Genomic DNA, 12911 nt, shown 5'->3' on the forward strand with positions numbered 1-12911 from the left:
TGTTTCCATGCCTGTCGCTCACGTTCCCCATGCTCTCACGCCGGAGGCGCTTTTCGCCTGCCGCGCGAGGGTGAGAACCCGTCACCCGAGGTCCCTCGGGCGGGTGAAGCGGTGAACCGATCCGATTCACGGTCGGAACGCTTCGCCGTGGTGAGGCTTACAACCCTGGATTTTGTGGCATCCTGAGGCCGAGCGGTCGCACCGAGTGATCGCGCCAGGCAAGGGGGGAAGCCAGTGGCTCAAGCAACCGAGACTTACACGGGTTATTGCGTCAAGTGCCGCGAGAAGCGCGACTTCGAGGGCCATGTGGTCGTGTCCGACTCCGGACGCCGGATGGCAAAGGGGACGTGCCCGACCTGCGGCACCAAGATGAACCGGATCCTCGGCAAAGAGTCGTGATCCGGAGCGGATGTCCCGCCCCCCTCACCATTCCCATATAATGGGAAACTGGTGAGGGGACTTTTCATGAACTTTCGTCCCTATCCCCACAATCACGACTTTGGTGTTATGCGATTGTCACCCCCAGGGTTTAATGTGCGGTCATGGCGCGCAAAGTCCATCCCCCCGTTGAGGTGCGGCGTTCCCCTCGCCGCCGCTCCACCGTCGCGGCCTATGAAGAGAAGGGCCGCGTCGTCGTCATGATCCCCGACGCTTTCTCAGAATCCGAGGAGCGCGAGTGGATCGACCACATGCTGGAGCGACTGCGCCGCCGCCAGGCCCGCGACGGCCGCGCCAGCGACAACGCGCTCAGGACCCGGGCCGTGCGCCTGGCCAAGCGCTTCTACCCCGACCACCCCGAGTGCGCCGCCCCGGTCAGCGTCAAGTGGGTCGACAACCAGCACCGGCGCTGGGGGTCCTGCACCCCCGACGACGGGACGATCCGGATTTCGCGGCGGCTGGCGATGATGCCCTCATGGGTGATCGACTACGTCCTGCTGCACGAGCTGGCGCACCTGGTCTTCCCCGACCACTCGCGGCCGTTCTGGGACCTGGTCGGCCGCTACTCCAAGGCCGAGCGCGCCCGCGGCTACCTCGAGGGCGTGGCCGACGCCGAAGCCTCCGGAGCGGTCTAGCGCCGGTCGTCTCCGCCTTCGTCCTCGCCGTCCTCGGGCGGGGTCGGGTCGTTGACGGCCAGCTGGTCGAACATCGACATGTCGAGGTCGCCCAGCGCCTCCGAGACGCTCGCGAAGCTCTCGGGGTGCTCCAGGTCGGCCGCGGTCGGCAGGAGGTCCGGGTGTGCCCAGACCGCCTCGCGCCCCTCGATGCCGCGCGCCTCGCCGAGGTGCTTCCACAGCTTCGCGGCCGCGCGCACCTTCGCCGGGTCCAACCGCAGGCCCACCAGGGCCTCGAAGGTCTGCTCGGCCGGTCCGCCGCTCGCGCGACGCCGCCGGGCCGACTCCAGCAGCCGGTCCATCGTCGGCAGCCGGTTCCCGGCGGCCTCGGCGACCACGACGTTGATCCAGCCGGTGATCAGGGCCAGGCTCGTTCCCAGGCGGGCCAGGGCCGCCTTCTGCTGCTCGGTGTCCTCGGGCTTGAAGACCTCCGACAGATCCATCATGGCAGCGGCCTCGGGATCGGTCGGGTCGATGTCGGACATGGCCTCTTCGATGGCCGCCTCGTCGATGCGGATCTCCCGGGCGTAGGCATCCAGGGCGCCCAGCAGGTGCGAACGCAGCCATGGCGCGTGGGTGTAGAGCCGGTGCGTGGCGGCCTCTCGCAGTGCCACGAACAGCCGCACCTCCTCGACCGGGAGCTCCAGGCCCTCGGCGTACCGGGCGAGGTTGCCCGGCAGCAGCGCGGCCACACCGGTCTTGCCCAGCGGGAGTCCGACCTCGGTCGAGGACAGCACCTCACCGGCGAGCTTGGCGAGGGCCTGACCCATCTGGGCGCCGAACAGGGCCGATCCGACCCCCTTCATCAGGTCGGCCATCGGTCCGAGCATCCCGGTCATCTCCTCGGGGACGAGGGTCTGCATCGCCTCGCCCATCTGGCCGGCCAGCGGCTCGGCCAGCTGCTTCCAGGAGTCCTCGGTCTGGTCGATCCACTGCTTGCGGCTCCAGGCGTCGGTGGCGGACACGCCCGAGGGCCAGTCGGTGGCGCCGTCGAGCCACAGGTCGGCCAGGCGTATCGCCTCGGCCACCTGGGCCTGCTCGGCCGGTCCGACGGTGTTCTCGGTGCCCAGCTCGGACTCGGCGAGCTGCTTCGCCAGTTGCCAGTTGACCGGCCCGGACGAGAGCGACTGCGCCATCATCTGCTGCAGCTGCTGCATCATCTGCTGCACTCGCGGATCGTTCGGGTCTGGCAGGTCGCCGCCCAAATTGCCGAAACCGAATGGAATATCGGAGCCCATGCGCCAACCGTACGTCAGGGACAGCGGCGAAAACCACGGCCTGGTCATCTACGGCACAAGATAAGGCGTCCGCTCAGGGCTGAATCCGCACTAGCTTCAAACAGGTAGGCCCCGCCCTCCTGTGTCGGGCGGACCCGCTGCGCGGGTATCCCGCGCATGCTGCGCTCCTGGTTCTTCATGCGCGGAAGCCAACATGGCTGGCGCCATGTAGTCTTCCGCGCATGAAGAGGCGCGGAATCACAGTGGTGTTGGGCGCGGCGCTGGTGGCACTGCTGACCTGGCAGGCCCTGTCGATGGACGTGGCCTATGTGGCGATGGGGCCGGGTCCCACGCAGGACGTGCTGACCTCCACCATCGACGACAACGACGTCGAGCACCAGATCATCACCGCCGAGGTCGGCTACGAGACCACCGGCGAGCTGCGTCTGACCACCGTCCGCGTCAAGTCTCGGGTCACCCTCGCTCAGGCGCTGCGCTACTGGATGTCGAACGACCAGGCCGTCGTGCCCCGCAACCTGATCTACCCGCCGGATCAGACCCAGGAGGAGATCACCGCCGAACAGGAGGCCGACTGGGTCGAGTCGCAGTCCAACGCCGAACAGGCCGCCCTGGGCTACCTCGGCGAGCCCGCCGAACTGCTCGTCACCGGCGACTCACAGGGACTGCGGACCGACGACCACCTCCTGACCGTCGACGACACCGCCGTCACCGGGCTCGAGCAACTCGAGGATTACGCCGACAGCGAAACCACGGTGACTGTGGAACGAGACGGCGAGGAGGAGACCGTCGAAGACGTACTGCTCTCCGACGTCGAATTGGAGCAGACCCGCCGAGACCCCTACGGCATCGAGATCGACACCGAGGCGCTCGACATCGGCGGCCCCTCCGCCGGGCTGATCTTCGCGATCGGCATCGTCGACCGGGTCACCGAGGAGGACCTGGTGGCCGGACACGAGATCGCCGGGACCGGCGAAATCGATCCGGAAGGGAACGTCGGCCCGATCGGCGGGATCCAGCAGAAGATCGCGGCCTCGGACCAAGAGGGCGTCGACCTCTTCCTCGCCCCGGCCGCAAACTGTTCGGACGCCGTCACAGTGGCGCCGGATGACATGACTATTGTCAGGGTGGAGACCCTCGCGGACGCCGTGCGGGCACTGGAGTCCTTTGCCGCCGGCGGCGACGTCCAGACCTGCTGAGCCGCGAACCGGTCCTATGAGACACAAAGGAGTTGCTTAGATTGGCCAACCGGACGCCCACACCCCCACGGATGAGCCGGCGAGGACGCTATGTGCTGATCCTCCTCGTCGCCGCGATCGTGCTGCTGTCGGTGCTGGGGTGGCTGGTCAGCCTCCGCACCAACTACCTCTGGTACGACTCGGTCGACTACACGACCGTCTTCTCGACGATGATGTGGACGCGGATCGGGTTGTTCGGTGTATTCACGCTCGCAATGGCCGCGTGGACCGCGCTCAACCTCTACATCGCCTACCGCTTCCGGCCCGACACCTGGCCGGCCACCGCCGAGCAGGAGGGCCTCGAGCGCTACCGCGAACTGCTCTCCCCCCGGGCCGGCTGGTGGATCGCCGGGCTCGCGGCCGTGATCGGCATCTTCGCCGGCATGTCGGCCCAGAGCCGCTGGGAGACCTGGCTGCTGTTCCGCGAGGGCGGCTCCTTCGGATGGACCGACCCGATCTTCGACCGCGACGCCGGCTTCTACGTCTTCAAGCTCCCGTTCTGGGAGTTCATGATCGGCTTCGGATTCGCGGCCGTGATCGTAGCGATCCTGGCCTCCCTGGGCGCCTACTACCTGTACGGGGCGCTTCGCTTCTCCGGACAGGGCGACCGCATGACCAACGCGGCCCGCATCCACCTGTCGGTCCTGGTGGCGCTGTTCCTGGGCCTGAAGGCCGTGGCCTACTACTTCGACCGGTTCGACTTCGTCAACCAGCAGAACGAGGTCACCAACGTCGTCGGCGGCGGTTACACCGAGATCGAAGCGCTCATGCACGCCAAGACCGCCTTGATCTGGGTCTCGCTGATCGCCGCTGTGGTCATCCTGGTCTTCTCCTGGGGCCTGACCCGGTCCCTGGCGCTGCCGGGCGCCGCGCTCGGCCTGGTCGTGGTCACCGCGATCGCCGCCGGCGGCATCTACCCGGCCGTGGTCCGCAACTTCCAGGTCGAGCCGAACGTGCCCCAGCGCGAAGGCGAGTACGTCCAGTACACGATCGACGGCACCCGCTTCGGGTTCGGCCTGGGCGAGGGGACGCTCGACTCCACCACGTACCAGGTGGACTCGAGGCCGAACGCCGAGACGCTGAACGAGGACACCGAGACGGTCCCGAACACGCGCCTGATCGACCCTTCACTGGTCTCGGACGCCTTCACCCAGGGCCAGCAGCCGCGAAGCTTCTACGCCTTCGAGGACAAGCTCGACATCGACCGCTACACCTATGAGAACGAGGCCGGTGACACCGTCACCGAGGACTTCGTCGTGGGTGTGCGCGAGCTCGACCCCAACAACTACAACGAGAGCCAGCAGGACTGGACGGTCCGCTACACCCAGCTGACCCACGGCTGGGGCCTGGTCTCGGCACCGACCCGCGAAGTGTGCGGCGAAGGGCTGCCGCTGTTCACCTCCGGTGTGATGCGCGGCGATGACGACGACGAGACCAGCCGATGTGTCAGCAGTGTCGACTACATCGAGGTCGATCAGCCCCAGATCTACTTCGGGATGCTCAACAACGACTACGCGATCGTCGGCGTCGAAGAGGGCGACGACCCGGTCGAGTTCGACCGGCCCGCCGACGTCGCGGTCAGCGAGGAGGCCGAGCAGACCGAGGAGGGCGAGGAGACCGAGGTCGTCTCGGGCGAGGTGCGGACCACCTGGCAGGGCGACTCCGGTGTCGACTTGGGCTCCTGGATGAACCGCCTGCTGTACGCCTGGGAGTTCCAGGAGCCGCGGTTCCTGCTCTCGGACCGCGTCAACGGCGAGTCGCAGCTGCTCTACGACCGCAATGTGCGCGACCGCGTGGAGAAGGTCGCGCCGTTCCTGACCATCGACTCCGACCCGTACCCGGCCGCCGTCGACGGCGAGATCGTGTGGGTCATCGACGGTTACACGACCGCGAACGACTTCCCCTACTCCGACCGAGTCAACTTGGCTGGCGCCACCAGCGACACCTACACGGGCGCCGGCACCGCGACGCAGGAGAGCGAAGACGTCAACTACATGCGGAGCTCGGTCAAGGCGGTGGTCAACGCCTACACCGGCGAGGTGACGCTCTACGAGTGGGACGACGAGGACCCGATTCTCCAGGCATGGAACGAGGTGTACGGCGGGGACCTGGTGGTTCCGAAGGAGGAGGTCCTGGAGAACGAGGAGCTGGTCGCCCACTTCCGCTACGCGCAGGACATGTTCAGTGTGCAGCGGGAGGTTCTCGAGCGCTACCACGTCGACGACTCCGGGACGTTCATCGAGAACTCCGAGGCATGGGACGTCCCCGACGACCCGGCCAGCGCCAGCGAGACCACTCAGCCGGCGTACTACGTCTACGCCAGTTACGGCCTCGACGAGGCGGCGTTCCAGTTGACAACGACGTTCACACCGGTCTCGCGAGACAACATCATGTCCGCGATGATGTCGGGCCACTACGATGCCGACGGGAAACCGGTGCTGAACCTGCTCCAGATCGCCGGCTCCGACACGCAGTCGGCCAGGCAGATGCACCAGCTCATCACGCAGGACCAGACGGTGGTCGACGACCTGCGCCAGTACCAGCAGGCGAACCTCGACGTCGAATGGGGGAACCTGCTGGCGATGCCGGTCGGCAGCGGCATCATGTACGTCGAGCCGCTCTACCTGCGCAGGCAGGTCGGCGGAGGCAGCACCACACTGCCGGTGCTGCAGAACGTCGCCATCTCCTACGGCGGCCACGTCGGCTACGCGGAGACCTTCGAGGACGCCTTGGAATCGGTGGTGGACAAGTACCTCTCCGGCGAGCAGCCGGTGGAGGTCGACCCCGATGACGAAGGCGGTGAGGACACCACCGAAGAACCGACGGACGAGCCCACCGAGGATCCGACCACCGAGACTCCGGCGGAGACGCCGGACTCGGTCGACGAGGCGATCCAGGACGTGCTCGAAGCCCAGGCCGCATACGAGGAGGCCCAGGCCAGCGGTACCAACGAGGAGATCGGTGCGGCCCTGGACGACCTGTTCTCGGCGCTCGACGCCCTCGAGCAGGCCAGACAGGCGGCCGGGGAGTAAGGACCCGAGGACTCTCAGGGGGATTCCGGCGGCGGCGACTGGCCGCCGCCGGAATCCCCCGAGTCGTCCGATTCGGACTTGCAGGAGTCGGAGTCGGCGGCCCGCTTGACGGTGACCCGCACCGTCGAGCCCTCCTCGACGGTGGTCCCCGATGCCGGGGACTGTCCGACCACGCCGCACTTGTGGTCGCCCTCGCCCTGGTATTCGACGTCGGCGGCCAGACCGGCCTCTTCGAGGCGCTGCCGCGCGCCGGACTCGGTCTTGCCCGACAGGTCGGGGACGTTCGCGGTGGCCGCCTCGCTCTCCGTGGGGCTCGGCGTCGGGCTGGTCGATTCGGTCGGTCCCGAGCTCGGCTCGGTGTCGTCGGCGGGCGCCGACTCGTCGTCCTCGGCGGTCGGCGTCTCGCCCGCGCTGGGGGACTCGGTCGGCCGCTCGTAGTCGTTCGAGTCGTCGTCTCCGGCCCATTCGTCTCCGGAGCCCTGGCCGCGCACTTCGGCCGGGTCGTCCTGGGACTGCCCGGACGGGGCCGTCCCCGCACCGGTCGGGCCGTCCCAGGGGCTGGTGATGATCACCGCGCCGAGCGCGGCCACGGCCGCGATGGTCCCGCCGATGGCGGCCCACCTGCGGCGGTGCCGCGGCGGCTCGGGCTCCTCGGCCGGGGCGGGCGCGCCGGGCGCCTGCGGTGGCGGTGCGGCGTGCGCCCCGGTGACCGGGACCGGATGAGAGCTGGAGACGCGGTGGGCGCCGGAGTTCCCGACCGGCTGAGGACCGGTCACCGGGTCCTGCGGACCTCCGGTGACCGCGGCCCCGGCGTAGTAGGGGTCGGACTGGATGCGTGTGGGGGAGACCGGCGGGGAGGGCGGCGCCGGGCGCGGGACCGCCGCGAGCATCGCCCTGGTGCGGCGGCAGGCCTCGGCGAGCGCGGCCGCGTCGGGCCAGCGCGCCGGGGGCTCCTTCTGGAGCGATCGCGTGACGATCCCGGCGACCTCGCTGGGCACCTCGGGCGGCAGCGGCGGCGGGCTGTTGCGCAGGTGCGCCGACAGCACCCCGAGCGGCGTGTCCGCCTTGAACGGCGGCGACCCGGCCAGGCACTGGTGGGCGACCACGCCGAGCGAGTACAGGTCCGAGGCCGCGGTGAGGTTCTCCCCGGCGGCCTGCTCGGGAGACATGTAGGTGACCGTGCCCAGCACCACGCCGGTGGTGGTGAGGGTCAGGTTGTGGTTGGCGCGGGCGATCCCGAAGTCCACCAGCACGACCGAGCCGTCGTCGCGGACGAGGATGTTGCCGGGCTTTATGTCTCGATGGACGATGCCCGCGGCGTGGGCGGCGCGGAGCGCCTCGGCGACGCCGCCGACGATCCTGAGCGTGTCGTCGGACGGGAGCTTTCCCCATAGACCCAGCAGCCGCGAGAGCGGCTTGCCGTCGACGAACTCCATGATCAGGTACGCCAGCTGGGAGTCGCCGTGGTCGATCTCGCCGTAGTCGTAGACCTCGATGACGCCCGAGCCGCGCATCGCGGCGATGGCGCGGGCCTCGCGGCGGAACCGCTCGCGGAATCCGCGGTCGTCCACCAGGTCGGCCAGCAGGACCTTTACGGCGACCTTCCGCCACAGGACCGTGTCGGTGGCCTCCCAGACGTCGCCCATACCGCCGCCGCCGACGCGGCGTTCGAGCCGGTACCGCCCGTCCAGTACATCGCCTGCCTTGAGGTTGCGCGTGCTCAGCATCCGGCGGCTTTCCCCCCTCGGCGACGCTCGCGAGCCATGGGTTCGGCAAGCGTCGGAACTTCTCTCTGGGGTCTAACGACCGGAAGCGGCTGAGGCTACGCGTCAGGCGGCGCTTCTTTGGGGTGGCGTCTGCCGGCGGGCGTCGAGGTGGGCCCGGGCCGTCGGCGCGGGCTCGCTGATCGATTCGACTCCGAGACCGGGGGAGGCGACCGCCTCGCCGAGCTGGCCGTCCCAGCAGGCCCACGAGTGGCAGGGCCAGGCCTGGTGGCAGTGGCCGCACACCGGTCGCCGGGAGCCGCGCTGGTCTGATGCGGGAGTGTGCCGTTTCCACCACCGCGCTTGCACGCGCCACAGGCTCGGCACCAGGACGCCGCCAGGCGGTTCGTCCGGCGGAGGATTGTCGAGTGTGTACGGACTTCGCAACGCGGGTAGCCCTTCTCGCTAGTCTTGGTTCCAGTTTCGTTGGCGTCCAACGCCATTCGAGCGCCGACCGGTTGATCACCAGTCGGAATTCGAGTCGCGGTGTCGAATCGGTACAGTCAGTGGGGCGGGTAGCCCCTCCGCAAAGTAGAATTGCACATGCAGATTTTGGATGCAAGAGGTATAACCGGATCGGGTGGCGAATTATCTCCCCATCCTCGGCGACACGGCGACGCCAGCGGAGCCGCGAGTTCGCCAAGCAAGCGGAGCCGTACCGTCCACGGAGGCACCCCCGGTGAGCGGCCACAAGTCCTCTCCGGCTCGGTGCGTCGCGGCCTGAACCGGAGGGACCAGGGTGTCAAATGGGAACATCGAACGACGACGCTGAGAGCGATCTTCCGAAGAGGTTGGGGGGCAAGGCTATGCCTTCAGGCGGCAGTCCCACCGTCCGTCGCCGGCGGGCGGGCAAGATCCTGCGCGACATGCGCGAGAAATCGGGCAGGGACGCCCAGGCGGCGGCCGACGCGCTGGAGGTGACCACCTCGACGATCTACCGGATGGAGCTCGGGCGCGTGGGCATCAAGCCCCGCGACGTCATGGCCCTGGCCGAGGTCTACGGCCTCGATGACGACGCGCAGGTCGACGAGCTGGTGCGACTGGCGCGCGACGGCCGCAAGCGCGGCTGGTGGGCCCGGTACTCCGACACCATCTCCCCGCCGTACGCGACCTACATCGGCCTGGAGCAGGACGCCTCGAACCTGTACATCTACGACGGGCTCATCATCAACGGGCTGCTCCAGACCCGCGAATACGCCCGTGCCACCTTCGACTTCGTCACCGAGCAGTCGAGGCATTTCATGGACGAGCGCATCTCGCTGCGCATGGAGCGCCAGCAGCGGCTGCGCGACGACCTGAAGATCTGGAACGTCATCGACGAGGCCGCGATCCGACGCGTCCTGGGCGGGCCCAAGGTCATGGTCGACCAGCTGCGGAATCTGCTGGAGCTGGCGGCCCTGCCGAACGTGCACCTCCAGGTGCTGCCGTTCGACGGCGGCGCGTACCCCGGCATGCTGTCCTCGTTCACGATCCTGGGATTCGGGGAGGTCGACGGCGACGTCGATCCCGGATACCGGCACCCCGACGTGGTCTACATCGAGGGCCACAACGGCGATGTGTACGAGGAGGGCGAGGACGTCGCCCCCTTCCACGAAGTCTTCGGCAACCTGCGCTCGGCGGCCCTCGGGCCGGGCCAGAGCCTGGAGTTCATCGAGCGGCAGGCCGCGCGGCTGCGCGACCTGTGAACCGGCGCGCGGAGGGGCGCCGCGGCGATGCCGCGGCGCCCCTCCGTCCGTTCGCTACCGGCCTTCGGTGTGCAGCAGTGCCCGCCAGTCAGCTTGGCCGGCACTCAAGATCGGGCTGGCCTCAAGCTTGGAGTCGCGAATTTCGACGCCACTCCCGGCCAACCGGACCTCGACACAGGCCCCGTTCGGGCCTGATCTGCTGCTCTTCCTCCATGTCTGGGTCAACATGGATCTCCTCCTTCCAAGGAGCATTTCGAGTCCCCAGGTCAGGTTTACCTTAGCCAGAGCCACATGTTGTAAGCGTCACTTATCCGTCACTATCGGTTTCCTGACATCGCGCGTTCGGGATTCGTGCGTGGAGCGGTCGGCGTGCCCGAGAGGCATTCCCGGACTCGAACTGGACGGTCGCGAGGCCGTCCCGGGCGCGTTGGTCCAGGTTCCGGCGGATGCCTCTGGGGGCCGGCGTCCGGTCCGCGCCGGTGCCCAATGCCGGGTGGACGGTTGCGGCGTCTCATCCGGAGGGGCCTTCGCGGGCGTGAACATCGCGGACCGTAATCACCCAATCGAGTGCATTGAGTGACGATTCACGAGCGCGGACGGCGGCCGAGCCGGTGTCCGCGCCGGAAGACCCGCTGGTGTGGGCGGGTGTATCGTGAAGTCACTTTAAACATAGTTGTATGCGTATCGATGCATGAAAATGGAGTGACTTGGGCCGAAGTTCACTGTGAATGCACCGAATGTTGGAGAAGCGCCGTCCCTGGGGCCAAGCGGGGGGAGTTTCATAAAAGTCGGAGCGGAATGGAATAATATTCAGAGAGAACCAACATCACAGGTCACGGGGGTGACGATGCAAGACGCAATCCAAGTCACGATCGCCTCTTTCGTCGCGGTAGTCGGTATCATCCTCGTCTTCGCGGCCGTGCTCGGTCTGCGCGCGTACATCGAGACGCGGCGCCGCCGCAAGGCCCGCGCCAAGGCCGACGCCGAGGCCTGGACCAGGCTGCTGACCAATCAGCTCGCCATAGCCCCGCCTCGACCCACCGACGACGAGGCCGCCGCCGCACTCGAACGGGCCCGCAAGCTCTACCGCAGCGCCGGCGAGATCATGAAGACCGCCAAGAAGACCAAGCAATTCGACCGCGCCCGGACCTACTCGCTGGCCGGGCTCCACAACCTCAACATCATGCGCCGCCGCCTCGGCAAGGCCCCGGGCCCACAGGGGCCGGTTCCGTTCAACACCACCGGAAACCCCTCCCCGACCGGCCGAGACGACCAGCAGCGCGACGTGCCCACCGGACCCTCGACCGGGGTCTATTTCTACTGAGAGCAACGGATCGGGCGGACGGTCAGTCCGCCCGGTCCCGCCGCCCCTTCGAGGGCGCCACCAGGTCCATCACCCACATCGTCAGCGAGACGATGATCGCGCCCCAGAACGCCGCCCAGAACCCGTCGACGACGAACCCCAGCCCGAGCCCGTCGGAGACCCAACCGGTCAGCCAGAACATCAGCGCGTTCACCACCAGGGCGAACAGGCCCAGAGTCAGCACGTAGAGCGCGCACCCGAGCACCATCACCAGTGGCTTGACGAACGTGTTCACGATCGTGAACACCAACGCCGCCACCACCAGCGCGAAGAACTCGTCCAGAGTCGAATCGCCCAGCAGCTCCACGCCGGGGACCAGCAGCGAGGCCACCCACAACGCCAGGGCCGTCAGCAGGAGACGCACCAAGAAGTTCACAGCGTCGAGTATCGCCCCCGCGCCCCCTCCGCGCGGCCGAACGGACAGAACGGGCAGCCGAGACGCACCCGCGATCCGCGCTTCACCCGCAGTTCACCGGAGAGCGAGCCCGCCGCTACCCGCACGGCCTATATTCGCCCCAGTCCCAACGGGCCTTCGTCCGTCAAATCACAAATTTATGGCTCAAGTCCCGCCATGAAGGAGTAACCCAATGAGCGACCCGACCCTGTCCGGCGCAGGCCCCACGGTGAGCCCCCGGCGCATCGGAGCGGCTCCTCAGGCCGAGCCCCGGCGGTCCGCGGACGGCGCCTCGGAGGGTGCCACCGTATTCGACATCAACGACGTCCACGTCTACTACGGCGCCTACAACGCGGTCAAAGAAGTGAACTTCACGGTCGTCAAGAACGAGATCACCGCGCTCATCGGGCCCTCCGGCTGCGGCAAGTCGACCCTGCTGCGCTCGCTCAACCGCATGAACGACCTCATCCCCGGCGCCAGAGTCGAAGGCACGGTCGCCTTCCACGGCAAGAACATCTACGACGGCGACGTCGACCCGGTCGAGGTCCGCCGCCGCATCGGCATGGTCTTCCAGAAGCCCAACCCCTTCCCCAAGTCCATCTACGAGAACGTCGCCTACGGTCCGAAGATCCACGGCGTCTCGCGCTCCGAGCGCGACGGGATCGTCGAGGACTCCCTGAAGAAGGCCGCGCTCTGGGACGAGGTCAAGGACAACCTCAAGAAGAGCGCCCTGGCGCTCTCGGGCGGACAGCAGCAGCGCCTGTGCATCGCCCGCACCATCGCCCTCCAGCCCGAGGTGGTGCTGATGGACGAGCCCTGCTCGGCCCTCGACCCGATCGCCACCGCGCGCATCGAGGAGCTCATGGTCGACCTGGCCCAGCAGTTCACGATCGTCATCGTCACCCACAACATGCAGCAGGCCGCGCGCGTGTCCGACAAGACCGCGTTCTTCTCCACCGAGGTCAACGAGCTCAGCGACACCCGCACCGGCGTGCTGGTCGAGTTCGACGACACGCAGCGGATCTTCACCACCCCCTCCGACGAGCGCACCGAGAACTACGTCACCGGCCGCTTCGGCTAGCAGCGCGA

General features: G+C 68.0%; 12 protein-coding genes. 7 read left to right on the top strand and 5 right to left on the bottom strand.

Annotated elements, in window-relative coordinates; genetic code table 11:
- Positions 1–234 precede the first annotated feature (234 nt).
- On the top strand, positions 235–399 hold the full coding sequence (locus tag JFB92_RS20585; protein WP_199043081.1) for a DUF5679 domain-containing protein: 165 nt from the start codon (positions 235–237) through the stop codon (positions 397–399).
- A gap of 143 nt (positions 400–542) precedes the next feature.
- Positions 543–1073, top strand: coding sequence for a M48 metallopeptidase family protein (locus JFB92_RS20590; protein WP_199043082.1), 531 nt, complete (start codon positions 543–545; stop codon positions 1071–1073).
- On the opposite strand, the gene JFB92_RS20595 is transcribed toward JFB92_RS20590, so the two are convergent.
- Complete coding sequence (locus tag JFB92_RS20595; protein WP_233163581.1) at positions 1070–2272, bottom strand: zinc-dependent metalloprotease; 1203 nt, start codon at positions 2270–2272, stop codon at positions 1070–1072. The two genes, JFB92_RS20590 and JFB92_RS20595, sit on opposite strands and share 4 nt — an antisense overlap.
- 299 nt (positions 2273–2571) lie before the next feature.
- Here JFB92_RS20595 and JFB92_RS20600 point away from each other — a divergent pair, with 299 nt between their 5' ends.
- On the top strand, positions 2572–3546 hold the full coding sequence (locus tag JFB92_RS20600) for a YlbL family protein (RefSeq protein ID WP_199043083.1): 975 nt from the start codon (positions 2572–2574) through the stop codon (positions 3544–3546).
- A 92-nt stretch (positions 3547–3638) separates the two neighbouring features.
- Positions 3639–6617 carry a UPF0182 family membrane protein gene (locus tag JFB92_RS20605; RefSeq protein WP_199043084.1) on the top strand — a complete coding sequence of 993 codons (2979 nt, stop codon included), beginning with the start codon at positions 3639–3641 and terminating at the stop codon, positions 6615–6617.
- 14 nt (positions 6618–6631) lie between these two features.
- Here the strand turns inward: JFB92_RS20605 and JFB92_RS20610 are convergent, their stop codons facing one another.
- Positions 6632–8344: a serine/threonine-protein kinase gene (locus JFB92_RS20610; RefSeq protein WP_199043086.1), complete on the bottom strand. Its 1713-nt coding sequence runs from the start codon at positions 8342–8344 to the stop codon at positions 6632–6634.
- 102 nt (positions 8345–8446) lie between these two features.
- A complete protein-coding gene (locus JFB92_RS20615; RefSeq protein WP_199043087.1) occupies positions 8447–8689 on the bottom strand; it encodes a hypothetical protein in 243 nt (80 codons plus the stop codon).
- A 557-nt stretch (positions 8690–9246) separates the two neighbouring features.
- Here JFB92_RS20615 and JFB92_RS20620 point away from each other — a divergent pair.
- Positions 9247–10065 (top strand): helix-turn-helix domain-containing protein, encoded by an 819-nt coding sequence (locus tag JFB92_RS20620; RefSeq protein WP_199043089.1) that lies wholly within the window; start codon positions 9247–9249, stop codon positions 10063–10065.
- A 54-nt stretch (positions 10066–10119) separates the two neighbouring features.
- On the opposite strand, the gene JFB92_RS20625 is transcribed toward JFB92_RS20620, so the two are convergent.
- Positions 10120–10317 (bottom strand): DUF397 domain-containing protein, encoded by a 198-nt coding sequence (locus JFB92_RS20625; RefSeq protein WP_307789237.1) that lies wholly within the window; start codon positions 10315–10317, stop codon positions 10120–10122.
- 595 nt (positions 10318–10912) lie between these two features.
- On the opposite strand from JFB92_RS20625, the gene JFB92_RS20630 reads away from it, so the two are divergent.
- A complete protein-coding gene (locus tag JFB92_RS20630; RefSeq protein WP_199043092.1) occupies positions 10913–11389 on the top strand; it encodes a hypothetical protein in 477 nt (158 codons plus the stop codon).
- Positions 11390–11411: 22 nt separating this feature from the next.
- Here the strand turns inward: JFB92_RS20630 and JFB92_RS20635 are convergent, their stop codons facing one another.
- On the bottom strand, positions 11412–11804 hold the full coding sequence (locus JFB92_RS20635; RefSeq protein WP_199043094.1) for a phage holin family protein: 393 nt from the start codon (positions 11802–11804) through the stop codon (positions 11412–11414).
- 211 nt (positions 11805–12015) lie between these two features.
- Here JFB92_RS20635 and pstB point away from each other — a divergent pair, with 211 nt between their 5' ends.
- Entirely contained in the window at positions 12016–12903 is an 888-nt protein-coding gene (gene pstB, locus JFB92_RS20640) for a phosphate ABC transporter ATP-binding protein PstB (protein ID WP_199043096.1), read from the top strand.
- Positions 12904–12911 lie beyond the last annotated feature (8 nt).

The sequence above is a fragment of the Glycomyces salinus genome (genome assembly GCF_016428645.1).
In the GTDB taxonomy this organism is placed as follows: Bacteria; Actinomycetota; Actinomycetes; order Mycobacteriales; family Micromonosporaceae; genus Glycomyces; species Glycomyces salinus.

Excerpts from the sequence above, each read along its gene's own strand:
- JFB92_RS20590 (WP_199043082.1), top strand. The coding sequence starts at position 543 with ATGGCGCGCAAAGTCCATCCCCCCGTTGAGGTGCGGCGTTCCCCTCGC.
- JFB92_RS20610 (WP_199043086.1), bottom strand. The coding sequence starts at position 8,344 with ATGCTGAGCACGCGCAACCTCAAGGCAGGCGATGTACTGGACGGGCGG.
- pstB (WP_199043096.1), top strand. The coding sequence starts at position 12,016 with ATGAGCGACCCGACCCTGTCCGGCGCAGGCCCCACGGTGAGCCCCCGG.
- JFB92_RS20630 (WP_199043092.1), top strand. The coding sequence starts at position 10,913 with ATGCAAGACGCAATCCAAGTCACGATCGCCTCTTTCGTCGCGGTAGTC.
- JFB92_RS20600 (WP_199043083.1), top strand. The coding sequence starts at position 2,572 with ATGAAGAGGCGCGGAATCACAGTGGTGTTGGGCGCGGCGCTGGTGGCA.
- JFB92_RS20595 (WP_233163581.1), bottom strand. The coding sequence starts at position 2,272 with ATGATGCAGCAGCTGCAGCAGATGATGGCGCAGTCGCTCTCGTCCGGG.
- JFB92_RS20625 (WP_307789237.1), bottom strand. The coding sequence starts at position 10,317 with ATGCTCCTTGGAAGGAGGAGATCCATGTTGACCCAGACATGGAGGAAG.
- JFB92_RS20620 (WP_199043089.1), top strand. The coding sequence starts at position 9,247 with ATGCGCGAGAAATCGGGCAGGGACGCCCAGGCGGCGGCCGACGCGCTG.